This window comes from Streptomyces sp. NPDC053673, from assembly GCF_055585225.1.
Genome location: NZ_JBVJKN010000048.1, coordinates 18,917 through 44,644, shown reverse-complemented (window position 1 = coordinate 44,644; position 25,728 = coordinate 18,917). Strand labels below are relative to the sequence as shown.

The following is a 25,728-nucleotide window of genomic DNA, read 5'->3' as shown; positions in this document are numbered from 1 at the left end:
CTTAGGACCATTGTCCGTCTCGCCGGTGACACACTCGGTGCCGATGGCCATGAATCACCGTCCCAGACGTCCTTCCGAGAGCGGGGAAACCCGCCCCTCCCCCGGTACGGTCCTCGACCGGCTCACCGCGGGGGCGGGCCGGGCTGCGCGCATCACTCATACGGAGCACTTGCCCCCCAGGCCGGGCCGCCATGCCGTCTGGCCGCACCGCATCCGCGCGGAAGTGATCAGCGCCATCGAGCAGGCCGGCATCGAGCACCCCTGGGCCCACCAGGCCACCGCCGCCGAGCACGCCCTGGACGGCGAGTCGGTCGTGATCGCCACCGGCACCGCCTCGGGCAAGTCCCTGGCGTATCTCGCGCCCGTCCTGTCCACGCTCCTGGACGGTGCCGAGGCGGCCAACGGGCGGGGCACCACGGCCCTCTACCTCGCCCCGACCAAGGCTCTGGCCGCCGATCAGCGGCGCGCCGTGAAGGAGCTCGCCGCCCCGCTCGGCAACCGTGTGCGACCCGCCGTGTACGACGGGGACACCCCCGTCGAAGAACGCGAATGGGTCCGCCAGTACGCGAACTACGTCCTCACCAATCCGGACATGCTGCACCGCGGGATACTCCCGTCACATCCTCGCTGGTCCTCCTTCCTGCGCTCCCTGCGCTACGTCGTCATCGACGAGTGCCACACCTACCGGGGCGTCTTCGGCTCCCATGTCGCCCAGGTGCTGCGCCGCCTCCGCCGGGTCTGCGCCCGCTACGGCGCGAACCCCGTCTTCCTCCTCGCCTCCGCGACCGCCGCGGAACCGGCCGTCGCCGCCCGCCGCCTCACCGGTCTGCCCGTCACCGAGGTCTCCGACGACGCCTCGCCCCGCGGCGAGCTCGTCTTCGCCCTGTGGGAGCCCCCGCTCACCGAATTGCACGGCGAGAAGGGCGCCCCCGTGCGCCGTACCGCCACGGCCGAGACGGCCGACCTGCTCACCGACCTGACCGTCCAGGGCGTCCGTACGGTCGCCTTCGTACGCTCCCGGCGTGGCGCCGAGCTGATCTCCGTCATCGCCCAGGAGCGCCTGGCCGAGGTCGACCGCAGCCTCGCCCGCCGGGTCGCCGCGTACCGGGGCGGCTATCTGCCGGAGGAGCGGCGCGCCCTGGAGCAGGCCCTGCACTCCGGCGAGCTGCTCGGGCTCGCCGCCACGACCGCCCTGGAGCTCGGCGTCGACGTGTCGGGCCTGGACGCGGTCGTCATCGCGGGCTATCCGGGTACCCGGGCCTCGCTCTGGCAGCAGGCGGGCCGGGCAGGGCGCTCCGGGCAGGGCGCACTCGCCGTCCTGGTCGCCCGCGACGACCCGCTGGACACCTTCCTCGTCCACCACCCCGAGGCGCTGTTCCAGCAACCGGTCGAGTCCACCGTCCTGGACCCGGACAACCCGTACGTCCTGGCCCCGCACCTCTGCGCGGCCGCAGCGGAGCTGCCCCTGACGGAGGACGACCTTGACCTGTTCGGCCCTGCCGTGCCCGAGCTGCTGCCACAGCTGGAGACCGCGGCACTGCTGCGCAGGCGCACCTCCGGCTGGTACTGGACCCGCCGCGAGCGGGCCGCCGACCTCACCGACATCCGGGGCGAGGGCGGCCGCCCGGTGCAGATCGTCGAGGCCGGGACCGGCCGGCTGCTCGGCACGGTGGACGAGCCGGCCGCCCACGCCGCCGTCCATGACGGAGCCGTCCACCTCCACCAGGGCCGTACGTACCTGGTGAAGCAGCTCGACCTGGAGGACTCGGTCGCCCTCGTCGAGGAGGCGAACCCGCCGTACTCCACCACTGCCCGCGACACCACCTCCATCTCCATCCTGGACACCGACACCGAGGTCCCCTGGGGCGCGGGCCGTCTGTGCTACGGCTCCGTCGAGGTCACCAACCAGGTCGTCTCCTTCCTTCGCCGGAAGCTCATCACCGGCGAGGTGCTCGGCGAGACCAAGCTCGATCTGCCGCCTCGCACACTTCGCACGCGGGCCGTGTGGTGGACGGTCACCGAGGACCAGCTGGAGGCCGCCCGAGTGAACCCGGAGCAGCTGGGCGGCGCCCTGCACGCCGCCGAGCACGCCTCCATCGGGATGCTCCCGCTCTTCGCCACCTGCGACCGCTGGGACATCGGCGGGGTCTCCGTCCCGCTGCACCCGGACACCCTGCTGCCCACCGTCTTCGTGTACGACGGCCACCCGGGCGGCGCGGGCTTCGCCGAGCGGGCCTTCCACACCGCCCGTGAGTGGCTGGCCGCGACCCGTGAGGCGATCGCCTCCTGCGAGTGCGACGCGGGCTGCCCGTCCTGCATCCAGTCCCCGAAGTGCGGCAACGGCAACGAACCGCTGCACAAGCGAGCCGCCGTCCGCCTCCTGACCGTGCTCCTCAGGGAGGCCCCGGCCCCGGCCACTCCGGCTCCAGGGGCTCCGCCCGGATCCCTCCCGTCGAGCCCGGAAGCTCCGGAGGCTGAGACTTCTGAGACTGCGGAGGCTGAGGCTCCTGAGACTCCTGAGCGCGGAACCCCCAAAATTTCTGAGGGGCCGCTGGGCCATCCAGGGGGCCCGCGCGGGATCTGACCTCCGGGGAGTACGGGCCGAGGGCCGCCTCGGCTGTCACATCGGCGATCTCGCCGGTCACCGCGCACCGCACCACGGTCGCCTCCTGGGCGCGGGCCACCCGTGCCGCCGCAGCGCATGCCGACCCGGCACCCTCCAGCGCCCGGTCCGCCGCGGCGAGCGCCGCCAGGTCGGCCGCGGCGCCCGCACGGTGGCGGGCGACAACCGCCTGGCCCATGGCGAGCACCACGCCGAAGACCGCACACATCGCGCACGCCGCCATGGCCACCCAGACAGTCGCCGAGCCCCGGTCGCGGCCCCTCATGGCGCGCTGCTCCCCACCGTGTCCTCCGCGAGAGCAGCGGCTTCCGCCGTCAGGGTCAGAGCCAGCGCTCCCGGCCCGGGACTCGCGGCCTCCACCCGCACCCGCCAGAGGTCGCCGTCACGCCCCATCGAGACCTTGGCGTCGCGCGGGGCGGCCGACCGGGCGGCGGCGAGCGCAGCGGCCTCCGGCTCCGATCTCGCAGCCGCCCGCGCCCCGGCCCTGGCCGCGTCCACACACTGGATCTGCGCGGAGGCCGCCACCAGAGCCCACACCAGCGCCATGGCGAAGACCACCAGCGCCGGAACGGCCACCGCCGCCTCCGCTGTCACGGCCCCCCGGTCGGCGACCGCCCTGCCGTCGGCCGCCCCGCCAGGTGACGCCCTGCCGTCGGCTGCCCAGCGCTCAGAACTGCGCATTGAGCGCCTTGCCGATGACCGATTCGAGTGCCGTCGAGACCGTCCCGCTCGTCACCACCTTGTAGAGGACCGCGGCGAAGGCACATGCCGCGATCGTTCCCATCGCGTACTCCGATGTGGTCATCCCCGCGTCGGCAAGCCCCCGCCTCTTGCCCAGCCATGCCCGGGCGCCGCTGCACGCCCGAGTCGCCGGCTCCGTCCAGCCCTTCAGCCGTGCCATGCACTTCATGCCAACCTCCTGAGTTCGTCGGCCAGTTGTCACTTCAGCCACTTCAATCACTCCGGTCATTTCAGTCATTTCAAGCACCCGAGTTGCTTGATTCGCCCGAGTCGCTTGAGTTGCTTGAGTCGTTCGAGTCGCTTGAGTTCTCACATCAGTTGCCGCTGCCGCGCAGCAGTCCGCTCGCCAGGCCGATCACCACCGGAGCCACTCCGATCGCCAGGAAGGCGGGCAGAAAGCAGAGCCCCACCGGCGCGGTGATCAGGACCTGTGCGCGCTGGGCCCGTGATGCGGCGATCCTGGCCCGGTCCGCTCTGAGGCCCTCGGCCAGCCGGGAGACCGGCCCCGCTGCCGGTGCCCCTGAAGAACCGGCCCGCTCGAGGCAGCGGGCCAGCCCCGCGGCGCCCGGTATCTCCCCGAACCGCCCCCAGGCCTGCGACGGTTCGCTGCCCAGCTTCAACTCGGCTGCGGCTTTCGCCAGTCGCCGGCCGACCGGGCCGCCGAGCGACTCCGCCACCGCTTCCGCCGCCTCGCGCGGACCTGCTCCTGCCGAGACACAGGCCGCCAGAAGATCGGCGGCGAGCGGGAGCTGCTCCGCGGCCCCTTCCTCGCCGGCCGCCGCTCCGTCCCGTGCGCGGCCCTGCTGCCACTTCCGCAGGCCGTAGGCCCCGGCAAGTCCCAGCAGGCACCCTGTGATCCCGCCGGCCAGGACGCAGCCGATGATCAGCACGCCCATCGGAGGGGCCCAGCTGCGCGCCCTCGCCCCGTACGCGGGCGACCACTTCCAGCGAGGAACGTGCTCCACCGCGAGCAGTGCGGCGATCCGCCCGCGTGCCCGCCGCTCGCGCCGCCACCCGGCCACCACGCAGCCCAGCCAGACCACGGCCGATGCCAACGGGACCGCGACCCCCAGCCTGTGGATGAACTCGGCGCTCATGACCGCTCACCCGTCCGCACGATCCTCGCCGCCCAGTACAGACCCGCCGCTTCCAGCAGCCCACCCACCAGCAGGCATCCCAGGCCCGCGGGGGTGTGCAGCAGCACCGTCAACGGATCGGCGCCGAGCGCCCAGCCGAGCCCCAGCCCGACCACCGGGAGCAGCGCCAGCACGACGACCGTCGACCACGCTCCGGCCAACTGGGCGCGCAGTCCCTCCCGTTGGTCCCGCTCGGCACGGAGCGCCGCCTCCAGCCGGTCCAGCCCGGAGGCCAGCCCCGCCCCGCTGCCCACGGAGACCAGCCAGCAGGCCGCCAGGCCGGCCAGCCCGTCCGCGCCCGGCTCCCGCGCCGCCCGCCGCAGCTCCCCGGGCACATCGCCGCCGAAACGCGCGGCCGCCAGCACCGCGGCCTCCGCCCCGCCGAGCGCCCCCGTGGCCCGGCCGGCTGCCAGCAATGCCTGTCCGGGCTGGCGGCCCGCCCGCAGCTCACCCGCAATGGCCCCGCACAGCGCGATCACCGCGTCCGCCCTCCGCTCCCTGGCCCTCCTTTCCTCTCCTGTCCTCAGCCGCCGCCCCACCAGCGGAACCGCCACCGCACCCGCGATCAGCGGAAGCACCGACTCCCCGGCGAAGGCCAGTACCAATGCGAGTGGCAGGCACAGCCATTCGCGCCGCAGCCGCCCCACCACTTCTCGTGCTTGCCACCACCGCTGCCCGCCCCACCACGGCACCGCCTCAACCGCGCCCCCGCCGACGAGCATCAGCCTTGACCGCCGTGCCCCCTGGTCCCCGCCGACCGTCATCCATGCCGCGGCTCCCGCGCATACCGCCGCGTACATCGCCGTCGTCGTCACCACGCACCCCCGACCAACGACCGCAGCCGCTCCCATCCCCGCTCGCGCACGAAGCCCGCCACGCCCCACCGCAGCGCGGGAACGGTCACCACCAGTCCCGCCGCGTCCCGCTCCAGCACATGCACCTCGGCGATCCGGCGCCGTCCGTCCCTGTCCCGCACGAGATGGACCACGACCGAGAGCGCGGCCGCCAGCTGGCTGTGCAGCGCGGCCCTGTCCAGTCCGGCCGCCGTACCCAGGGCCTCCAGACGGGCCGGGACATCCGCGGCCGTATTCGCATGGACCGTGCCGCAGCCGCCGTCATGCCCTGTGTTCAACGCCGCCAGAAGATCGGTTACTTCGGAGCCACGCACCTCGCCCACGACCAGTCGGTCCGGCCGCATCCGCAGCGCCTGGCGTACCAGGTCCCGCAGGGTGACCAGGCCTGCACCCTCCTGGTTGGCCGGACGGGACTCCAGCCGCACCACATGCGGGTGGTCGGGCCGCAGTTCCGCCGAGTCCTCGGCCAGGACGATCCGCTCGCGTTCACCGACCAGCCCCAGCAACATCGACAGGAGCGTCGTCTTGCCCGAGCCCGTGCCTCCACTGATCAGATAGGAGACCCTGGCCTCGATCAGCGCCCGGAGCAGCCGGTCGCCGCCCGGCGGCACCGTCCCCGCCTCGACCAGCTCACCCAGCGAGAAGGCCCTGGGGCGCACCACCCGCAGCGACAGACAGGTCGAACCGACCGCCACCGGGGGCAGCACCGCGTGCATCCGGGTGCCGTCGGGGAGCCTGGCATCCACCCAGGGGCGAGCGTCGTCCAGCCGCCGCCCCGCCACCGCCGACAGCCGCTGCGCCAGCCTGCGCACCGCCGCAGCATCGGAGAAGGTGACATCGGTGAGCTGGAGCCCGCCGCCCCGGTCCACCCACACCCGGTCGGGCGCCGACACCAGCACATCTGTCACCGCAGGATCGGCGAGCAGCGGCTCCAGGGGCCCCGTCCCCACCAGCTCGCACCGCAACTCCTCGGCGGCACCGAGCACTTCCGTATCGCCGAGCAGCCGCCCCTGCGCCCGCAGCGCGGCCGCCACCCTGGCCGGGGTCGGGTCGGCCCCGCTCTCGGCGAGCCGCTGCCTGACGGCCTCGAGCAGAACCGACGTCATGACACCCCACCGCCCGCGAGCGCACGCTCCCAGAACGCCGAGCAGAACCGGGCCAGCGGCCCCTGCGCACCGGCGCCCGGTGGAACGCCGCCGTCGAGATCGGCGAACAGCCCTGCCTCCACCGGCAGTTCCCCGGCAAGCGGCAGCTCGAGCGCGTCGGCCACCCACTGCTCGTCCAGGCCCGATGCGTACGGCCCGCGCACCACGGCCCGCAGATCGCCCAGCACCATGCCCACCGTCGCCGCGACGCGCCTCGCGGCGGCCACCGCACGCAACTCGCCCGGCACCACCAGGAGCCCGACATCCAACTGCGCCAGCGCCTCCGCGACGCCCTCGTCGACGCGGCGCGGCAGGTCCACGACCACCACACCGCCACGTCTGCGCGCGGCCGCCAGCACCGAACGCATGGCCTCCGGCGGGATCACCACCGCATCACTCCGGTCCCAGCTGAGCACCCGAAGCCCGTGCACCGACGGCAGTGACTCCTCCAGGGCGCCGCCGGCGACGCGGCCCTTGGACGCCGCGAAGTCCGGCCAGCGCCTGCCCTCCGACTGCTCCCCGCCGAGGAGCACATCGAGACCACCACCCAGCGGGTCGCCGTCGACGAGCATCGTGCGCCGCCCTTCGCGGGCCGCTGTCACGGCGAGCGCGCAGGCCAGCGTGGAGGCTCCCGCACCGCCCCGGCCGCCGATCACACCGACAGTGAGCGCGGGCCGGCCGACGCCTTCGGCCACATCGGCGATCCGGTCCACGAGCCAGCCCTCGGCGTCGGGCAGCCGCAGCACACAGTCGGCACCGATCTCCACCGCCCGCCGCCACACCTGCGGATCGTCCTGATCACGACCGACGAGCAGCACACCCCGTCTGCGGGTGGCTCCCCTGCAGCGCGCGGCCGCATCGTCCCCGACGAGGACCAGCGGCGCGCCCTCCCAGCTCCCTCGCTCCTCGGGCACGGAGTGGTGGACCTGCGGATCCGCACCTGCCGCGGCGCACAGCCGCAGCAGATCGTCGAGCAGCGCCAGGTCCTCCGTGACGATCAGAGGCCCGGCCCGGCGCTCGTCAGGAACCGGCGGCCCGCCGACCGCCCCGGACGCACCCGAGCTACCTGATGGACCCGGCCTGCCCGGCGCACCGGACGCGCCTGATGTGATGGAACCCGCCACGATTTCTCCCCCTCTCACCGCGCTTCGCGGTGGCAGCCACGGGGGCGAGCAGACCGCCCGCACCCGTCCCGTACCGCCCTCACCACGCGGCGAGATCGATACGGGATCCGTGATTCCTTCGGTCCGTGAACTTCGCGGACGGAATCACCGTGCAGCGCGCCGGAAAATCGTGTGGATCTTGCTCAAATACTGTGGACAACTCACCACTTGTGAATATCCCGGTAGCCCATACCAGTGACTTCTCGTCCGACTTCCGGAGCGCAGTGCAACCGCTACGTAGAGTGACGAACCCGGTGGCGTCGAGGTCGGCGTCGACGAAGCCTCAGAGAGGGGAGAACGATCAGATGCAAGGGACGAAAACGCGTCCGGACATGCGACGACCCCCGCCGGGGGGGAGAGCGGGGGTCGTCCCCACGGCCGACTCGGGGGGGGAGGAGTCGGACCGGGTTAGCACGGTCGCGAACGATCCGTGACTTCCATGGTGTACCCGAGAGCCTTCTCAGGCAAACCCACGCGCCCCAGCTTACGCCGAATGGTGGGCGCCTATGCTCTGCGTCGTGGAAAACCACTCCTTGCCGCGCACAGCAGCCTTCTTTGACCTGGACAAGACGGTCATTGCGAAGTCGTCGACGCTGACCTTCAGCAAGTCCTTCTACCGCGGCGGACTGATCAACCGCCGCGCCGTACTGCGGACTGCGTACTCCCAGTTCGTCTTCCTCGCGGGCGGCGCCGACCACGACCAGATGGAGCGGATGCGCAAGTACCTGTCCGCTCTCTGCAAGGGCTGGAATGTGCAGCAGGTCAAGGAGATCGTCGCCGAGACACTGCACGACCGCATCGACCCGATCATCTACGACGAGGCCGCGTCCCTCATCGAGGAGCACCACGCCGAGGGCCGCGATGTCGTCATCGTGTCGACCTCCGGCGCCGAGGTCGTCGAGCCGATCGGCGAGTTGCTCGGCGCCGACCGCGTCGTCGCCACCCGCATGGTCGTCGGCGACGACGGCTGCTTCACCGGAGAGGTGGAGTACTACGCGTACGGTCCGACCAAGGCCGAGGCGGTCAAGGAACTCGCCGAGTCCGAGGGGTACGACCTGGCGCGCTGTTATGCGTACAGCGACTCGATCACCGACATCCCCATGCTGGCGTCCGTGGGGCACCCGTTCGCGGTCAATCCGGACCGGACCCTGCGCCGCGAGGCCGCGTCCCGTGGCTGGCCGGTTCTCATCTTCAACCGTCCGGTACGGCTGAAGCAGCGCCTTCCCGCGTTCACGATGCCGGCGCGTCCCACGCTCGTCGCGGCGGCCGCGGTCGGTGCGGCAGTGGCGACCGCGGGCCTTGTCTGGTACGCCAGCCGACGCAGAAGCGCCTTTGCCCGCATTTGAGACCAAAAGTAAAAAAAGCAGCCAGGGGTTCCGCTTGCCGGGCCTCTGGAGTACAAAGGACTTAACGGCCCGCGAGACCTGGGACATCCGAGAGGATCACCAATCACGCAACAAAGGCCCCACGGACCGAAGCATGGACGCCGAGCACCCACGCGACGTCGACCCGTCGATTACGGGCCAGCCGCACCAGGTGACGGGCAAAGTTCCCGACCTGATGGGCAACATATCGAGGACGCTTGGTAACTGGGCCGACATGCCAGCGGCGGTACCACCCGGTACCGCCGCAACCCTTTTGCCTGGGTCCTTTCTGCGTTCCTTCTGAGTTCCTTCTGCGCTCTTTCTGCACCTATGGGCTTCTTGCACCTGCGGACCTTCTTGCGCCTTCGGCCCGTTTACGCCGCACCGCGCTGCAGGGCCTCACACACGGCCGTCGATTCCCGCACGCCCAGTTCAACCGCGCGCCCGCAGTGGGTGATCCAGGCCGCCATGCCCTCCGGAGTCCCGGACAGATAGCCCTCGAAGGCCTCGACATACACCGCGCTGCCGAGTTCGGCATGCCCGACCTCCGCCGGGCAGATCGACTTCGGGTCGAGTCCGCTGCCGACCAGGACGATACGTTCCGCCGCGCGGGCGACCAGACCGTTGGACGACGAGAAGGGGCGCAGGGCGAGCAGTTCGCCGTGCACCACCGCGGCCATGACCAGAGCGGGAGCCGAACTGCCCGCACGGATGAGCCCGGAGAGCCCCTCCAGACGCCCGGCCACCTCGTCCGCATCCGGAAGAGGCGCTTCGATGAGCGGCTCGTCGACCGCCTCCCCGGCGAGCCGGGGCCTGCCGACAGTCTCGTCGGGCGCGGCGCCGCCCTCCGCGACCAGATGCAGCCGGGCCAGCACCCGAAGCGGCGACTGCCGCCAGATGGACAGCAGCTGGCCCGCTTCGGCGGTCAGCCGGAGCGCCGCCCCGACGGTACGAGCCTCCGCCTCGCTCCCGAAGTCCGTGCGCCTGCGCACTTCCTCCAGCGCCCAGTCGGCGCCCGAGAGCGCCGCGGAGGCGCGGGCGCCGCGCAGCGCGGCCTCCGAGGTGACCTCGGTGCTGCGGCGCCGCATGACGCGGTGCCCGTAGACCCGGTCCACGGCCTTGCGCACGGCATCCACGGCATCCGCGACCCCGGGAAGAGCACCCAGCGCGGCCAAGGGGTCAGAGGCGTTCGTACTCATAAGTAGGGAGGCTACGCGCACCCGCCGCCCGCCCCACCTTGGAGTGGTCTTCTTCACGCACATTGGACACGGCGCGCGATCGATCCACTACCGTTGGTGAACATGAAGATCGCTTTCGTAGGGAAGGGCGGCAGCGGCAAGACCACGCTGTCCTCGCTCTTCATCCGCCACCTCGCCGCGCGGCAGACCCCTGTCGTCGCGGTGGACGCCGACATCAACCAGCACCTGGGCGTGGCGCTCGGTCTCGACGAGGACGAGGCCGCGGCGCTGCCCGCGATGGGCGCGCAGCTACCGCTCATCAAGGACTATCTGCGCGGCAGCAATCCACGCATCGCCTCCGCCGAGACGATGATCAAGACGACGCCTCCGGGCGAGGGCTCGCGGCTGCTGCGGGTACGTGAGGAGAATCCGGTCTACGAGGCCTGCGCGCGGAGCGTACGGCTGGATGACGGCGAGATCCGGCTGATGGCGACCGGCCCGTTCACCGAGTCGGATCTCGGAGTGGCCTGCTACCACTCGAAGGTGGGGGCGGTGGAGCTCTGCCTCAACCACCTCGTCGACAGTGCGGACGAGTACGTCGTGGTCGACATGACAGCCGGCTCGGACTCCTTCGCCTCCGGGATGTTCACCCGCTTCGACATGACGTTTCTCGTCGCCGAGCCGACACGCAAGGGCGTTTCCGTATACCGCCAGTACAAGGAGTACGCACGGGACTTCGGCGTCGCGCTGAAGGTCGTCGGCAACAAGGTGCAGGGCCCGGACGATCTGGACTTCCTGCGCGCCGAAGTAGGCGACGACCTTCTCGTCAGCGTCGGGCACTCCGACTGGGTGCGGGCGTTGGAGAAGGGCCGTCCACTCCGCTTCGAGCACCTTGAAGAGCCCAACCGGGCCGCATTGCGCACGCTGCGGCAGGCGGCGGACGCGTCGTACGCCCGCCGCGACTGGGAGCGCTACACGCGTCAGATGGTGCACTTCCATCTGAAGAACGCGGAGAGTTGGGGCAATGCGAAGACGGGGGCCGATCTGGCCGCGCAGATCGACCCCGCCTTCGTGCTCGGGGAACAGGCCGCGAAGATCAGCGCCCCACAGCCGGCCTGATCACGGCCGGTGCGCCCAGCGCCGGAGCCAGGGGTCCGGCCCTGTACCGCTCAGTCCTGTCCCGTCCAGCGCCGGCCCGTCCTGCGCCGGCCGGTTCAGCCCTGTCCCGTCGCGGACCGGCCACACCAGGCGCGGGCTGCTCGCTGCCGCCTCGCCCGGGTCCGTCACGCCGGCCCGGGCGGACCCGGCCGGCCCGGAGGACCCGGCGGACTTGGCGGACTTGGCGGACTCGGCGAGTTTGGGAGACTTGGCGGGTCTGGTGCGCTCGACGGCCATGAAGGCCTTCCAGCCGCGCTTCGGCGCCTCGCCGACCTTCAGGGTGCGCAGCTTGGCCAGTACCTTCGGGTCCTGTGCGTCCAGCCAGTCGGCGAGCTGCCGGAACGACACGCACCGAACGCCCCGCTTCACGCACACCGTTGCGATCGTCTCCTCGACGGCACGCATGTACGTGCCGCCGTTCCACGACTCGAAGTGGTTGCCGATGAAGAGCGGGGCGCGGTTGCCCTTGTACGCGCGGTCGAAGGCCTTGATCAGGCCGTCGCGCATCTGGGTGCCCCAGTACCTGTGCATGACGGGGCTGCCGTTGGGCGTGCCCGACTGGTTGATCATGAAGTTGTAGTCCATGGACAGGGTCTCGAAGGCGCGGCCGGGGACAGGGACCGCCTGCAGGGAGAGATCCCACAGGCCGAGCCGCTTCCCCGGCCAGATCTGCCGGTTGACACCGCTGGTGTCATAGCGGAAGCCGAGCCGGCTCGCGGCCCGCATGAAGTTCTTGCGTCCCTCCAGGCAAGGGGTACGGGCACCGATGAGCTCCTTCGCGTAATCGAAGGGCAGGGGCGGCTCGCCGGTCAGTCCTGTGTTCGTCTTCCAGCTCCTCACGAAGGCCTTGGCCTGGCTGATCTCGCTCATCCACTCGTCGACCGACCAGGTGCCGACCCCGCGCTCCGGGCCGCAGAAGTGGCCGTTGAAGTGAGTGCCGACCTCATTGCCGTCCAGCCAGGCGCCGCGCAGTTCGCGGACGGTGTCCCTGATTCCCTCGACATCGTTGAAGCCGATGTCGGAACGGCCCGGGGAGTGCCGCGGCGGGTCGTACAGCGAGGCCTTCTCCTCGGGGAGGAGATACACGCCGCTGAGGAAGTACGTCATCGTCATGCCGTACTTCCTGCCGACCTTGCGGAAGTGGGAGAAGAGCTTCTGGCCGTCCTCTCCCGCGCCGTCCCAGGAGAACACGACGAACTGCGGGGGCTTCCGGCCTGGCTTCAGACGCTTCGGCTTGAGGAGACCGGGCTGGGTTCCGGTGTACGCGGTCGAGCCGTCGCCGATGAGACGCACGGCGCCATGGGAGCCACCGGCGCCGAACGCGCCCTGCCCGGGCCGGCCGGAGCCGTCGGTGCCGGTACATCCAGCGAGCCTCACAACGAGCACCGCGGCGACCGTGCCGAGGACTGCCTTTCTTGTGGTGTCCAGCATTCCTCCACCCACTTCCGCCGTGCAATTTGCCGCTGATATGCCGATATGACTGCAGGCATGGACAAATTCGCAGGGTCGGCAACGAGGGAGGCGGCGGCAGGCCGAGCCGGAATGATTAATCACCAACACGGGTGAATGAGTGCCCCATTTGCCCCGAAAGTCATGCCGCACTCTTTACTCTGCATTACGATCCGTTTACCAAGCGTTGAGACTACGGAGCTGAGCCCGCGCCGAGTCCCGGCTTCGAACTCGAGAATCCCGCCGCTGTACGCCGTGACCCACGGCCGCGTCCCCCACATTCCGCGACCGCGCTGCCCCGGAGGAGACGGGAACCATGTCCGCCTGCGACTTTCCCTGCACGCCACCGACGCCCCCCTCGACACCCTCGACACCCTCGACCGGCTTGAGCCGGAAGGGCCGCGTGACCCGCACCGTCCGCACCGTCCGCACTGTCCGCGCCGTCCGCGCCGTCCGCACGACCAGCACCACACGCCTCCAGCGCCCCCACAGCCCGCCGCAGCCGGCGGAGCCCGCAGCCGGCGGCCACCCGCCCCGGCGCGGCCCCGGCAGAGGTTTCCGGATCGCGCCCGCCGATCTGTCCGCCTCGATCAGCGTCTTCCTGATCGCGCTGCCGCTCTCCCTCGGCATCGCCCTTGCCACCGGTGCACCGCTCCAGGCGGGCCTCGTGGCAGCCGCCGTCGGCGGGATCGTCGCGGGGCTGTTCGGCGGGTCCCCGCTCCAGGTCAGCGGCCCCGCTGCCGGGCTCACCGTGGTCACAGCCGATGTGATCCAGCAGTACGGCTGGCGCACCACCTGTGCCATCACCGTGCTGGCCGGGCTCGCCCAACTCGCTCTGTCCGCTCTCCGGGTGGCCCGCTCGGCCCTCGCCGTCAGCCCGGCGATCGTGCACGGCATGCTGGCCGGCATCGGCATCACGATCGCGCTGGCACAACTCCACATCGTTCTCGGCAGCACCCCGCAGAGTTCCGCGGTCGCCAATGTCCTGGGCCTTCCGGGCCAGCTGGCCGCACTCCACCCCGCTGCGCTCTCGGTCAGCGTCCTGACCATCGCCGTGCTGCTCGCGTGGCCACGCATCCCGGGGCGCACCGGCCGGATCGTACGGAAGATTCCGGCCGCACTCGCCTCGGTCGTCGCCGCGACGGCTCTGGCAGCGCTGGCCGGGCTGACCCTTGCCCGGGTCGATCTGCCGTCCTGGCGCAGCCACGCCCTGCCCGAGCTTCCCGACGGGCCGGTGCTCGGCCTCCTCGCCGCCGTCCTCACCGTCACCCTGGTGGGGAGCGTCGAGTCGCTGCTCTCCGCCGTCGCCGTCGACAAGCTGGTCGCTGCCCGCAAGAATCCCGACGTCCGTGTCCCGCGCGCCAACCTCGACCGGGAGCTGACCGGCCAGGGCGCGGCGAACGTGGTCTCGGGCGCGCTCGGCGGGCTGCCGGTCACCGGTGTCGCCGTGCGCAGCGCCGCCAATGTGTCGGCCGGTGGCGTGAGCCGTCACTCCACCATGCTCCACGGCCTGTGGATCGCGGTCGCCGCGCTGTTGCTCGTGCCCGTACTCGATCTGATCCCGCTGGCCGCACTCGCCGCGCTGGTGATGGTCGTCGGCGTCCAGATGGTCAACATCACGCATCTGCGCAGCGTGCGGCGGAACCGCGAAATGCTGGTGTACGTGGCGACGATGACCGCCGTCGTACTCACCGGCGTGCTGGAGGGCGTGGCCATCGGTATCGCGGTGGCGGTCGCGGTCGCACTGCACCGGCTGACCAGGACCCGGATCACGATGGAGGAGCGCGAAGGGGTGCACCGGTTGCGGGTGCGGGGCCAGTTGACGTTCCTGGCCGTGCCGCGGCTGAGCCGGATGCTGGGTCAGGTGCCCCATGACGCCGACACCGTCGTGGAGCTGGACGGCTCGTTCATGGACCACGCCGCCTACGAGGCACTGCACGACTGGCAGGCGGCTCATGAAGCACAGGGCGGCACGGTGAAGTTCACGGGCCGCTCCGGAGGCCGGATCGCCGAGCCCGCATCGGAATCGCACGCCTGCTGCCGACCCTGGACGCCCTGGCGCAACCACCACTGCGGAGAGCACCCCGCCGCGCGGCCCGAGCAGCGGCCGGGGGTGCACGGGCACCAACTGGCCAGCGGACTCAGCTCCTTCCAGCGCAATACGGCGCCGCTGGTGCGCGACGAGCTCGCGCGGCTCGCCCGGGAAGGCCAGAGCCCCTCCCAGCTCTTTCTGACCTGTGCGGACTCCCGGCTCGTCACGAGCATGATCACGGCGAGTGGTCCGGGAGATCTGTTCACCGTACGGAACGTGGGCAATCTGGTGCCCCTGCCGGGCGAGGAGAGCGGGGACGACTCCGTCGCAGCGGCGATCGACTACGCAGTGAACATCCTCCAGGTGGAGTCGATCACCATCTGCGGCCACTCCGGCTGCGGCGCGATGCAGGCTCTGCTGACCGGCCCGCCCGACGACAACGACGCGCAGACCCCGCTGCGGCGCTGGCTGCGGCACGGCCGACCCAGTCTTGAGCGGATGAGGTCCCGGCACCACTCCTGGGCCAGGATCTCCGGGCGGCTGCCCGCCGACGCGGTGGAGCAGCTGTGTCTCACCAATGTGGTCCAGCAGCTGGAGCATCTTCGAGCGCACGAGGCGGTGGCGCGGCGGCTCGCCGAGGGCACGCTGCAGTTGCACGGGATGTACTTCCACGTCGGCGAGGCCCAGGCGTATCTGCTGGCGGACGGTGAGGGGGCCGACCGTATCGACGAGGTCTTCGACCGGGTCACCCCCGGCCCGCCGGAGGCGAAGCACACAGCCGCCCGGACGGGCGCGGCCTGAACCGACCGGCCGCGGCATACGTGAGAAAGTGTGGCCCCTTCTCCCCACCGCCCGGGGAGAGGGGGCCGCTGTCCCGTAGCGCAGCCGGGCCGACCCGGCCGATCGCGCCCCCGCTTCCATCACCCCGCTGTCATCGCCCTGCCCCGCACCTCGCCAAGACAGGCCGCATGTACAGACCCTGAACCACATAGGTCTAAACCAATTTTCTGAAGACTCTTGTCACCCGGCCCTCTGGCTGATGAGCTATGGCCTGGGACACATAGGCACATAGGACGCCCTGGGAAAGGGAGATGTCGTGAGCAACGAGAGCCTGGCCAACCTCTTGAAGGAAGAGCGGCGGTTCGCGCCGCCGGCCGAGCTGGCCGCGCATGCCAATGTCACGGCTGCGGCGTACGAGCAGGCCGAGGCGGACAGGCTTGGCTTCTGGGCCGAGCAGGCGCGGCGCCTGACCTGGGCCACCGAGCCGACCGAGACCCTGGACTGGTCGAACCCGCCCTTTGCGAAGTGGTTCGCCGACGGCACGCTCAACGTCGCGTACAACTGCGTGGACCGGCATGTCGAGGCGGGCCTCGGCGACCGCGTGGCCATTCACTTCGAGGGCGAGCCGGGTGACAGCCGGGCCCTGACCTATGCCGAGCTGAAGGACGAGGTCTCCAAGGCGGCCAACGCCCTGACCGAGCTGGGTGTCACCAAGGGCGACCGGGTGGCCGTGTACCTGCCCATGATCCCCGAGGCCGTCGTCGCGATGCTCGCCTGCGCGAGGATCGGCGCCGCGCACTCGGTGGTCTTCGGCGGCTTCTCCGCCGACGCCATCGCCACGCGCATCGAGGACGCCGACGCCAAGCTCGTCATCACCGCCGACGGCGGCTACCGACGCGGCAAGCCCTCCGCACTCAAGCCCGCCGTCGACGAGGCCATCAACCGCGTCGACCGCGTGCAGCACGTCCTCGTCGTGCGCCGCACGGGCCAGGACGTGGCATGGACCGAGGGCCGGGACGTGTGGTGGGACGACATCGTCGGCCGCCAGCCGGCCGAGCACACCCCCGAGGCGTTCGAGGCCGAGCACCCGCTGTTCATCCTCTACACCTCCGGCACGACGGGTAAGCCGAAGGGCATCCTGCACACGTCGGGCGGCTACCTCACCCAGGCGGCCTACACCCACCACGCCGTCTTCGACCTCAAGCCCGAAACCGACGTCTACTGGTGCACCGCCGACATCGGCTGGGTGACCGGCCACTCCTACATCACCTACGGACCGCTGGCCAACGGCGCGACCCAGGTGATGTACGAGGGCACCCCCGACACCCCGCACCAGGGCCGGTTCTGGGAGATCGTGCAGAAGTACGGCGTCACGATCCTCTACACCGCCCCGACCGCGATCCGTACCTTCATGAAGTGGGGAGACGACATCCCCGCCAAGTTCGACCTGACCAGCCTGCGCCTCCTCGGCTCGGTCGGCGAGCCGATCAACCCCGAGGCCTGGATCTGGTACCGGAACCACATCGGCGCCGGCACCACCCCGATCGTGGACACCTGGTGGCAGACCGAGACCGGCGCGATGATGATCTCCCCACTGCCCGGCGTCACCGAGACCAAGCCGGGCTCCGCCCAGCGCCCACTGCCCGGCATCAGCGCCACCGTCGTCGACGACGAAGCCCGCGAGGTACCCGACGGCGGCGGCGGCTACCTCGTCCTGACCGAGCCCTGGCCCTCCATGCTGCGCACCATCTGGGGCGACGACCAGCGCTTCATCGACACCTACTGGTCCCGCTTCGAAGGAAAGTACTTCGCGGGCGACGGCGCGAAGAAGGACGACGACGGCGACATCTGGCTCCTGGGCCGGGTCGACGACGTCATGCTCGTCTCCGGACACAACATCTCCACCACCGAAGTCGAGTCCGCGCTCGTCTCCCACCCCAAGGTCGCCGAAGCAGCCGTAGTCGGCGCCGCCGACGAGACAACCGGCCAGGCCATCGTGGCCTTCGTGATCCTGCGCGGCACCGCAGCAGCCGACGCCGAGGACTCCACCCTCGTCGCAGAACTGCGCGACCACGTCGGCACCACCCTCGGACCCATCGCCAAACCCAAGCGAATCCTCCCGGTGGCCGAACTCCCCAAGACCCGCTCCGGCAAGATCATGCGCCGCCTGCTCCGCGACGTCGCAGAGAACCGCCAACTCGGCGACGTCACCACCCTCACCGACTCCTCCGTCATGGACCTCATCCAGTCCAAACTGCCCACCGCCGCGAGTGAGGACTGAGGTCCGCTCCCGTCGGAGGACCGAGTCCAATCCCGTCGGAGGGCTGAGGCCACTCCCGTCGGATGGCTGAGGTCCGCTTCGGCACACCGCCTGGGGCACCCGGAAGCAACGCGCCGGGTGCCCCTTTTGCGCATAATCTGAAGATCGCCGGATACCCCGTTGCGCACCTGGACATGTTCTTAGGTAAAGTAATTACTCGCATCAATGACGCGACAAAGACGCGACAAGGAAACCTAGGTGTGCCGGGAAGTCTGGTCGGCATGTGCTCAGTCATGCCCACCCGACCGGAGGTCCCCGCTCGTGGCCGCGCCCACCACTGCCCGTAAGTTCCTCGGACGCCTCTCACTCCCCGAGCGGACGTTCGTGGCGGACGCCCTGCGCACCGAGACCGTCGGCGGCATCCTGCTGCTCGTCGCCACGGTCGCCGCACTCATCTGGGCGAACACGCCCCTGGGGCGCAGCTACGAGGCTGTGAGCGACTTTCACATCGGCCCCGCATCGCTGGGCCTGGACCTGTCCGTTCAGCACTGGGCGGCCGACGGACTGCTCGCCATCTTCTTCTTCGTCGCAGGCATCGAGCTCAAGCGTGAGCTGGTCGCGGGCGAGCTGCGCGACCCCAAGGCGGCAGCGCTGCCGGTCATCGCCGCGATCTGCGGCATGGCCGCGCCCGCCCTCGTCTACACGCTGGTCAACGCCGCAGGCGGCGGCTCTCTGGCCGGCTGGGCGGTGCCCACCGCCACCGACATCGCCTTCGCGCTCGCCGTCCTCGCGGTCATCGGCACCTCACTGCCGTCCGCGATACGCGCGTTCCTGCTCACCCTCGCGGTCGTCGACGACCTGTTCGCGATCCTCATCATCGCGGTCTTCTTCACCAGCGACCTGAACTTCGCCGCGCTCGGCGGCGCGGTCGTCGGACTCGGCGTCTTCTGGCTGCTGCTGCGCAAGCGCATCCGCGGCTGGTACGTGTACATCCCGCTGGCCCTCGTCATCTGGGGCCTGATGTACAACAGCGGCGTCCACGCCACCATCGCCGGTGTCGCGATGGGCCTGATGCTGCGCTGCCACCACGAAGAGGGCGAGGAGCACTCCCCCGGCGAGCACATCGAGCATCTCGTACGGCCCATATCCGCCGGTCTCGCCGTGCCGCTGTTCGCCCTGTTCTCGGCCGGAGTGAGCGTTTCCAGCGGCGCCCTCCAGGACGTCTTCACCAGGCCCGAGACCCTGGGTGTCGTGCTCGGCCTGGTGATCGGCAAGGCGGTCGGCATCTTCGGCGGCACCTGGCTCGCCGCGCGCTTCACCAAGGCCGAGCTCAACGAGGATCTGGCCTGGCCGGACGTCTTCGCCGTGGCTTCGCTCGCAGGGATCGGCTTCACCGTCTCCCTGCTCATCGGCGAGCTGGCCTTCGCCGGGAACGCGACGCTGATGGGCGAGGTCAAGGCCGCGGTACTGCTGGGCTCGTTCATCGCCGCCGTGTTCGCCGCCGTGCTGCTGAAACTTCGGGTACGCACGTACCAGGCGCTGTACGAGGAGGAGGAGCGCGACGACGACCGCGACGGCGTTCCCGACGTGTACGAGCAGGACAACCCGGAGTACCACCTCCGGATGGCCGCGATCTACGAGGAGAAGGCCGCGGAGCATCGACGCAAGGCGGAAGTCGCGGGGGCGTCGCGCAGTGACGGCGACAGTCCGGCATGATCTGACTGCAACAGGCCACAAGAAAGCCCCCTACCAGCGGATTTCCCGCCGGTAGGGGGCTCAGTCATGCTGCTTGGGCCGTCTCGGGGCCGTCGTTCGCCTCACTGCGCGTCCGATAGACGCTGTCCACCGCCTTCCGGGTGCGTCCCTCGCTGCTGGGCATGAGGTGCGTGTACGTCCGGAGCGTGAACCCTGGGTCGCTGTGCCCGAGGTACTGGCTCAGAGCCTTGATGTTCTCCCCCGCGTCCAGCAGCACGGATGCGTAGAAGTGGCGCAGTGCGTGCATGCCGTGCTCCGGAGCCTTCTCGTACTTCTCGCCTGCCGCCGGGGTGGGGATGACTCCAGCGCTTGCCAGAGCGGGTTTCCAGGCTCGCAGGTTGAAGGCGTTCCGCCGGATGGCTTGCCCCTCGCTGTTCGTGAAGAACAGCGCCTTGGTCACGGGCGGTCCGTCGGGCTCGCGCCACGGGAGGGTGATCTCCACGGGCGGGTAGGTCGTCATGTGGATCGCCAGAGCTTCGCCTACCGCCCCGGGGAGCGGGACGTCCCGCTCCTTTCCTCCCTTGGGGGGTGCGAAGACCGGCTGCCCCCTTACGAGCTTCACCTGGTAGGCCACGTGCAGCCAGCCTCCGAGGAAGTCAGCCTCGTCGGTGGGAAGTCCGAAGATCTCCCCTTGGCGCAGTCCGCAGCCGCCCCCGAGGTCGGCCGTGGCGCGGTACCGGTCGGGGAGACCGGCGCGCACAGCGAACACCCACTCGGCAGGCCACGGCTTGACCCGGGTCGGTGACGGCTTGGGAGCCTTGACGGACTCAGCTCGGCACGGATTCTTCGGCAGAAGTCCGTCATCTACGGCCGCAGTGAGGACAGCGGAGACGTTCCCGAAGATGGCGCGCCGGTACGACGCGGCCGGCACCTTGTCTTCAAGCTGACGAACCCAGCTTCGAATGTGTCCCGGCTGGAAGGACCCGAGCGGGCGCGTACCGATGTGCGGGAAGGCATGCAGCCGGAGCCGCATCTCCACAGCGTGGCGTGTCCCGATGTCCGAGGTCTGCGCGCTGAGCCACTTCTCGGCGTACTGCTGGAACGTGATGCGGCTCGCCTTCGGGTCGATGTACTGACCGCGCGCCATGTCGGCTTCGATCTGTGAGAGCCACTGTTCCGCAAGCCGCTTCTGCTTGTCGGGGAAGGACTTGCTCTTCTCTGTGCCGTCGGGGCCGACGTAGCGGGCGCGGTAGCGCATGCCGGTGCCGTGGCGTTCGGTCTTGACCCGGCGGGGCCTGCCATCGGGGCCGTTCTCGGTCTTGTACCAGCGGTCTTGGATGTGGCCGGCCATGAAGGCTGTGGTCCCTTCTCGCAAAGCCGCGAGGGAGGGCCGCCATTGGCGGCCCTCCCTCGCGGTGGGGTGGTGTGGGTGGTGTTCTTACGCGGCGTCGTCGGCGGCCATGCGCTCGGCCGTCCAGGCGCGTACGGCGGCGGGGTCGTAGCGGACGTGCTTGCCGACGCGGAATCCGGGCGGGCCGGTGCGCTTCTTGCGCCAGGCGTAGACGGTTTCCAGGGGGACGTCGAAGAGGGCGGCGACGTCGTCCGGGGTGAGGTACCGGGCGGGGAGTTCAGTAACGCGCCGGGGCGTCTTGGCGGTTGCCATTGGGCTCCTTCAGCTCGGTCCGGGGTGACAGAACCCCGGGGTGTGCTGACAGAACTGACAGAACCTCGCCGTATGGCCTCTGAGCTGCAGTTTTGGCGGCCTCATTCGTCGTGACAGAACCTCGGAAATCTCTGACAGAACCTCCGGGCTGGGGTTCTGTCAGAGCGCACTGCTGGGCGGGTCGAGGTTCTGTCAGAGTTTCCGGAGGTTCTGTCAGCGCTCCGGGAGTGCCTGTTTCCACAGGTCAGGCGCCGTACCGGGAGGTTCTGTCAGTTCTGTCAGTGGGGTCGGGGGTTTTCAGGCGCCGGGGGTGGTGCGGGGGTGGGTCTCGTACCGGGGGGAGGGCGGCCGGCCCCCACGTCCGTTGCGGGGAGGCGGGGGCTGCTGGCGGACCCAGCCGTGTTCCTCGAGGAGGGTCAGGGCCGGGTCGAGGTCGCGCATGGTGGGGAACTCGCCCCGGGACACGGCGCGGAAGAGGTCGCGTTTGGTGAAGGCGGTGGTGCGGGTCTCGCGCAGGTGGGTCAGCACGGTGTGCGCGGCTGCCAGCGCGGGGTCGGCGCCCATGGCGTCGAAGACGTCGAGAGCGTGGGCGGTGAAGTAGTCCCCGAGGCGGGTGGCGGCGGCCATCGTCTCGGCCCCGAGGGGCCGGTCCCAGGCGTCCTCGGGGTGGGCGGCGAGGTGGAGCAGTCCGGCCATGCGGGCGACTGCCCCGTCGCGCTTGCTGGCCCAGTTGATGATGGTGGCGAGGGATCCGCCCTTGCCGAGGCGGGATTCGGTGACGCGCTGGTAGGCGAGCAGGACCGCGTCCGCCTCGGGCGACAGGGTGAGCGTGGCGGTCTCGGTCCAGGCCGCGAGGGTCAGGGCGAGGCGGCCGAGCTTCTGGGCGTAGGTGGCGGCGGTGTCGGGGGAGAGGAGCTGGGGGGTGAGGTTGCGGCGGCCGACGAGGGATTCGGGCTTGGAGTAGAGGAACCGGGCGAGCAGGCCTCGTCCGTCGGCACCCTTGATCTGGCCGATGGCGTCGAGGACGGCCGGTTGCACCGCCAGGCCCATGGTGATGGCGGGGTTCTCGATGTACTGGGCGTCTCTGGCCTGCCGGTTGACGCGGGCCATGTCCCCGGCGTGGCCCTTGAGGAAGATGCCCATGTTCGGGGCGCCGCCGGTGTAGCGGCCCGCGATGATCTCGAAAATCTCGCCCTCGGGGGACAGGATCGAGATCCGCCCGTCCTGCTGGGCCAGGAGCGTGGTCAGGCTCTCGGCGGTGACGTCGTCGGCGATGAGCTGCGGTTCGACCGGGACCACGGCCCGCTCGGCGGCATCCGACAGGGACACGGCCGAGGCGGTCAGGTCGGCCACCTTGTCCGGCTCGGCGTTGGCGGCCAGCTTCTCCGCCCGCTCGGCCGCCGCCTTCGCGATGCGCGCTGCCGCGGCGGCCTCGGCCCGCTGCGGAGCCGTCAGCTCGATGAGTGCCTGCTCGGCGGCGAGCAGGGGCTTGGTCATGAGCCCGAACACGGCGGACTTGCGGTTGCCGGGCGGGAGGGCGACGGCGGTGTAGAGGTTGACCGGCTCGCTCCACTGGCCGCGCACGCTGACGGTGAGGCGTCCGCCGGCGGCGGTGCCGATGACGGCAAGTGCGAGGCACCCGGCGAGGTCGACAGGGGTCTGCGTCTCCTCGGCGACCTCCGCCGTCATGGCACCGAGCCAGTCGGGCAGCGCGTCGACGGGAAAGTCGGGGAGCGGGCCGCGCGGGTTGATGGGTACCGGCTCGTCCCAGACGGGCCCGGCGACGTCCTCGGCGGACATCTCCTCGAACCCTGCCCACAGTTCGGGATCGTGCGTGGTCATGCGACGTTCCTCCCTTCCGCCAGGAGCGGGCACAGGTCCCGGTGGGCGGTGTGGTCGGCGACGAGCCGGAGCACGTCGGCTTTGCCGCGCGCCTTGCGGTGGTGGCCGCAGTAGCACCACGACTCGGCTACGGAGACTCGCTGCCACGAGGTGGGTGCGGCGATGCGCAGCCACGCGACGGGCGTGCGTCCGTCGCCCGGCTGCTGGTCGGGGCGAAGAGCAGAAAGGACGCCTTCGGCGACGCCTTTCGGGCCGCCCACGGCCGCACCGGGCGCGGCCTGGGTGGCGGCGGGCGACTGGTCGGGGGTGTTGGTGGGGCATGCCAGATGGGGATGTGGGCGGGGGCTCATGTCGTCTCCCGGGGGCGGGCGGTGCGGATGCGCCAGTTCAGGGCGCTGCGGATCGTGGCGCGGCACTCGGCAGCGGTGAGTCCGGTCGACTCCCCGACCAACTGGAATGCCTCCTCGACCTCCTCGCGGGGGATGGCGCCCCACGCGACGAAGCGGCCCACCTTGATCGCGGAGGCGTAGAGGGTGTTGCTGCGCTCGCCTTCCACGGCGGCGGTGACCACCGCGCACTCCCGTTCCAGTGCGACCTTGGCCACGCGGGTGCCGTTGCGCGCGCGGGTGATCGGCACCGGTCCGGCGGGCTTGGGCGGGGCTTGGAGCAGCCGGATCAGCCAGTCGGGGAGGTCCGTCGGCGGGACGTTGCGGGTGATCTCGTAGGTGGTGCGGCCAATCACGCTGCCGGGGGCGAGGACGTACCCGCCCCATCCCCGGGTGTCGATCTTCTTCGCCAGGCTGCCCTTGGTGGACCCCAGGCGGATGCCGTGCGGCATGCGGAAGTACAGGTGCTCGCCCCCGCTGCCCGCAGTCCGCACCGCGAGCGTGGTCGGGACGGTCTGCCCGGCGCGCTCGCAGAGCGCCTGAAAGGAAGTGACGCCGTCAGGCGTTCCTTTCGGGTCCTTCGGCTTGAGCGTGTCCAGGTCCACCACGAGCAGCCCGGACGGGCCCGTGGCCACCCCGACATTGAAGGGCCGCACCTGCCACGCGCCGCGGATCCGGTCGGGGTCGGTGGTGGCGCGCTGCTCCCACTTCATGTGCCCGCCCGTGCAGTCGCCGGTCCTCGGGCAGGCGTCCTCACCATGCAAGGCAGGGAACTTGGCACCAGGGCGCAGCGGATGAACATGCCACCCGCGCTCGGCGGCAGCCAGCGCCGCGGCGAGCAGCGCGGTCTTGCGGTCATGGGTCATGCTGGATGTCTCCAGTTCTGTGATGAGTGCTGGCAGACGAGGGCGGCCCCGGTCATTGGCGTGAGTGGGGGCCGCCCTCGGCGTAGCTAGCGGCTGGCCTGGGCGTGGTTGGCGCGGGGCTCCAGCAGGGCGAAGCGCATGGCCGACTCGGCGAGCTGCCCGTAGGCGTAGGCCGCATCCGGCAGGCCGGACGCCGTGTCCAGCGCACCGGTCAGTTCACTGGCCTCGTGGTCGGTGAGGTAGGGCGCTTCGTCGAGGTAGTCGGCGAAGTCGCCCGCCTCGTCGCACAGGAGCATGTGGGCCTGGGCCTTGATGAACTTGCCGTAGCCGTTCCACTGCTCCAGGCCGCGCGTGATGCCCGGGACGGGGCACAGCTCACCGGGGATGAGGTAGAAGCCGTCCTGGCCGCGGCCCATGTGCACGGCGTTGGGCTGCTCGCCGTCGAGGACGCGCAGGATGGCCCATGCGGTGCCGTAGGCGTAGCCGAGTGCGGCCTGCGCGTACAGGGTTCGCAGCGCGGTGGCCTGCTGCGCGAGGGCGTCGCCGATCGCGAAGAGGACGTGATCGTGCGGCCGGAACGGCACGGCGCCCGGGCCCCGGCCGTCGATGCGCAGCTCGCCGTCGACGGGCCGCAGCCGGTCGAGGTTGTACTGGGCGCGAGTAATCTCGGCGGCCCGCGCGGCGGACTGTGCTTCGCGGGCCGCGGCTCCGAGGGCGTACACGCTGTCAGTGAGGGATTCGAACCAGGGGCGTTCGGCGGTCATGCTGGGTCTCCTCAGTGATGGTTGATGGTGCCGTTGGCGCGGCCGAGGAAGCCGGTTGCGGTGATGTTCTGCGTGATGTGCGTCGGGCCCGTCGTCTTGCCGGTGCGGCTGTGGGCGGCAGCGAGCAGGATCGGGACGGCGATGGCTCCGGCGGCGATGAGGGCGACGGCGGACCAGAGGGCTTGGCTCATGGCGATCAGTCCCGGGGCTGCGTAGGAGAGGCCGATGCCGGCGGCTGCGATGCCGCCGCCGATGGTCGGGGTGAGTAGTGCGGTGGTCTTGGCCCATGTCGGGATCGGCTGCGATACGACGGGCTGCGGGGCGGGTGCGGCGGGCGGCTGGACGTAGGCGAGGGTGCGGGCGCCGCCGGGCAGGGTGACCATCTGCACGCCGGGCGGGATCTCGTGCGACAGCATCGCCCAGTCGGTTGCGGGCGTTGCCGGGTAGGCGAGCGGGTCGGGCCGCAGGGGTGCGGTGGTGATCTCGTACGCGGTCTCGGAGTGCACAAGACGCTCCCTTCAACAGGCCGGGCAGCACCCCGCGGGTGGGGTGCTGCCCGGTGCCTGGCTTGTCGTGTCGCTTGTCGTCTGACTTGTCGTGCGGCTTGTCGCTTGTCTTGTCTTGTCGCT

General features: G+C 70.8%; 21 protein-coding genes and 1 pseudogene. 6 read left to right on the top strand and 16 right to left on the bottom strand.

The window, feature by feature from the left end; all coding sequences use genetic code 11:
• The first annotated feature begins 10 nt into the window (after positions 1-10).
• On the top strand, positions 11-2,584 hold the full coding sequence (locus ACZ6ZQ_RS35715) for a DEAD/DEAH box helicase (RefSeq protein ID WP_469772688.1): 2,574 nt from the start codon (positions 11-13) through the stop codon (positions 2,582-2,584).
• Between the two features lie 40 nt (positions 2,585-2,624).
• Here the strand turns inward: ACZ6ZQ_RS35715 and ACZ6ZQ_RS35710 are convergent.
• From ACZ6ZQ_RS35710 to ssd, 7 genes and pseudogenes are all read right to left on the bottom strand, one after another.
• Positions 2,625-2,831 (bottom strand): annotated as a pseudogene (locus ACZ6ZQ_RS35710) (Rv3654c family TadE-like protein); the annotation flags it as partial.
• Positions 2,832-2,884: 53 nt separating this feature from the next.
• A complete protein-coding gene (locus tag ACZ6ZQ_RS35705) occupies positions 2,885-3,304 on the bottom strand; it encodes a TadE family type IV pilus minor pilin (protein WP_469772685.1) in 420 nt (139 codons plus the stop codon).
• Positions 3,291-3,524, bottom strand: coding sequence for a DUF4244 domain-containing protein (locus ACZ6ZQ_RS35700; RefSeq protein ID WP_469772687.1), 234 nt, complete (start codon positions 3,522-3,524; stop codon positions 3,291-3,293). The genes ACZ6ZQ_RS35705 and ACZ6ZQ_RS35700 overlap by 14 nt, the downstream gene beginning before the upstream one ends.
• A 154-nt stretch (positions 3,525-3,678) precedes the next feature.
• The gene (locus ACZ6ZQ_RS35695) at positions 3,679-4,461 is read right to left on the bottom strand and encodes a type II secretion system F family protein (RefSeq protein ID WP_469772684.1); all 783 of its coding nucleotides are present in this window, start codon (positions 4,459-4,461) and stop codon (positions 3,679-3,681) included.
• Positions 4,458-5,351 (bottom strand): type II secretion system F family protein, encoded by an 894-nt coding sequence (locus tag ACZ6ZQ_RS35690; protein WP_469772683.1) that lies wholly within the window; start codon positions 5,349-5,351, stop codon positions 4,458-4,460. The genes ACZ6ZQ_RS35695 and ACZ6ZQ_RS35690 overlap by 4 nt, the downstream gene beginning before the upstream one ends.
• Positions 5,312-6,460, bottom strand: coding sequence for a TadA family conjugal transfer-associated ATPase (locus ACZ6ZQ_RS35685; protein ID WP_469772682.1), 1,149 nt, complete (start codon positions 6,458-6,460; stop codon positions 5,312-5,314). Before ACZ6ZQ_RS35685 ends, ACZ6ZQ_RS35690 begins: the two co-directional genes overlap by 40 nt.
• Positions 6,457-7,500, bottom strand: coding sequence for a septum site-determining protein Ssd (gene ssd / locus ACZ6ZQ_RS35680; protein ID WP_469772686.1), 1,044 nt, complete (start codon positions 7,498-7,500; stop codon positions 6,457-6,459). Before ssd ends, ACZ6ZQ_RS35685 begins: the two co-directional genes overlap by 4 nt.
• 668 nt (positions 7,501-8,168) lie before the next feature.
• On the opposite strand from ssd, the gene ACZ6ZQ_RS35675 reads away from it, so the two are divergent.
• The gene (locus ACZ6ZQ_RS35675) at positions 8,169-9,008 is read left to right on the top strand and encodes an HAD family hydrolase (RefSeq protein WP_469772681.1); all 840 of its coding nucleotides are present in this window, start codon (positions 8,169-8,171) and stop codon (positions 9,006-9,008) included.
• A gap of 392 nt (positions 9,009-9,400) precedes the next feature.
• Here ACZ6ZQ_RS35675 and ACZ6ZQ_RS35670 read toward each other — a convergent pair whose 3' ends face one another.
• Positions 9,401-10,225, bottom strand: coding sequence for a Fic family protein (locus ACZ6ZQ_RS35670; protein WP_469772680.1), 825 nt, complete (start codon positions 10,223-10,225; stop codon positions 9,401-9,403).
• 102 nt (positions 10,226-10,327) lie between these two features.
• On the opposite strand from ACZ6ZQ_RS35670, the gene ACZ6ZQ_RS35665 reads away from it, so the two are divergent.
• Positions 10,328-11,323, top strand: a complete 996-nt coding sequence (locus ACZ6ZQ_RS35665; RefSeq protein WP_469772679.1) for an ATP-binding protein — start codon at positions 10,328-10,330, stop codon at positions 11,321-11,323.
• On the opposite strand, the gene ACZ6ZQ_RS35660 is transcribed toward ACZ6ZQ_RS35665, so the two are convergent.
• The gene (locus ACZ6ZQ_RS35660) at positions 11,324-12,793 is read right to left on the bottom strand and encodes a polysaccharide deacetylase family protein (protein ID WP_469772678.1); all 1,470 of its coding nucleotides are present in this window, start codon (positions 12,791-12,793) and stop codon (positions 11,324-11,326) included. It lies immediately after the preceding gene.
• 334 nt (positions 12,794-13,127) lie between these two features.
• On the opposite strand from ACZ6ZQ_RS35660, the gene ACZ6ZQ_RS35655 reads away from it, so the two are divergent.
• The 3 genes from ACZ6ZQ_RS35655 (at position 13,128) to nhaA (ending at position 19,599) form a co-directional block, all read left to right on the top strand.
• The gene (locus ACZ6ZQ_RS35655; protein WP_469772677.1) at positions 13,128-15,644 is read left to right on the top strand and encodes a bifunctional SulP family inorganic anion transporter/carbonic anhydrase; all 2,517 of its coding nucleotides are present in this window, start codon (positions 13,128-13,130) and stop codon (positions 15,642-15,644) included.
• Positions 15,645-15,939: 295 nt separating this feature from the next.
• Positions 15,940-17,904: an acetate--CoA ligase gene (acs, locus tag ACZ6ZQ_RS35650; RefSeq protein WP_469772676.1), complete on the top strand. Its 1,965-nt coding sequence runs from the start codon at positions 15,940-15,942 to the stop codon at positions 17,902-17,904.
• A gap of 300 nt (positions 17,905-18,204) precedes the next feature.
• Complete coding sequence (gene nhaA / locus ACZ6ZQ_RS35645) at positions 18,205-19,599, top strand: Na+/H+ antiporter NhaA (protein ID WP_469772675.1); 1,395 nt, start codon at positions 18,205-18,207, stop codon at positions 19,597-19,599.
• Between the two features lie 64 nt (positions 19,600-19,663).
• Here the strand turns inward: nhaA and ACZ6ZQ_RS35640 are convergent, their stop codons facing one another.
• From ACZ6ZQ_RS35640 to ACZ6ZQ_RS35610, 7 genes are all read right to left on the bottom strand, one after another.
• Positions 19,664-20,929 carry a tyrosine-type recombinase/integrase gene (locus ACZ6ZQ_RS35640; protein WP_469772674.1) on the bottom strand — a complete coding sequence of 422 codons (1,266 nt, stop codon included), beginning with the start codon at positions 20,927-20,929 and terminating at the stop codon, positions 19,664-19,666.
• 87 nt (positions 20,930-21,016) lie between these two features.
• Positions 21,017-21,241, bottom strand: a complete 225-nt coding sequence (locus ACZ6ZQ_RS35635) for a helix-turn-helix domain-containing protein (protein WP_469772673.1) — start codon at positions 21,239-21,241, stop codon at positions 21,017-21,019.
• A 297-nt stretch (positions 21,242-21,538) separates the two neighbouring features.
• Positions 21,539-23,083 carry a YfjI family protein gene (locus ACZ6ZQ_RS35630; RefSeq protein WP_469772672.1) on the bottom strand — a complete coding sequence of 515 codons (1,545 nt, stop codon included), beginning with the start codon at positions 23,081-23,083 and terminating at the stop codon, positions 21,539-21,541.
• Positions 23,080-23,433, bottom strand: a complete 354-nt coding sequence (locus ACZ6ZQ_RS35625) for a hypothetical protein (RefSeq protein ID WP_469772689.1) — start codon at positions 23,431-23,433, stop codon at positions 23,080-23,082. The genes ACZ6ZQ_RS35630 and ACZ6ZQ_RS35625 overlap by 4 nt, the downstream gene beginning before the upstream one ends.
• On the bottom strand, positions 23,430-24,335 hold the full coding sequence (locus tag ACZ6ZQ_RS35620) for a bifunctional DNA primase/polymerase (RefSeq protein ID WP_469772671.1): 906 nt from the start codon (positions 24,333-24,335) through the stop codon (positions 23,430-23,432). Before ACZ6ZQ_RS35620 ends, ACZ6ZQ_RS35625 begins: the two co-directional genes overlap by 4 nt.
• Positions 24,336-24,421: 86 nt before the next feature.
• Positions 24,422-25,099, bottom strand: a complete 678-nt coding sequence (locus ACZ6ZQ_RS35615; protein ID WP_469772670.1) for a hypothetical protein — start codon at positions 25,097-25,099, stop codon at positions 24,422-24,424.
• An 11-nt stretch (positions 25,100-25,110) separates the two neighbouring features.
• Complete coding sequence (locus ACZ6ZQ_RS35610) at positions 25,111-25,605, bottom strand: hypothetical protein (protein WP_469772669.1); 495 nt, start codon at positions 25,603-25,605, stop codon at positions 25,111-25,113.
• Positions 25,606-25,728: the final 123 nt, after the last annotated feature.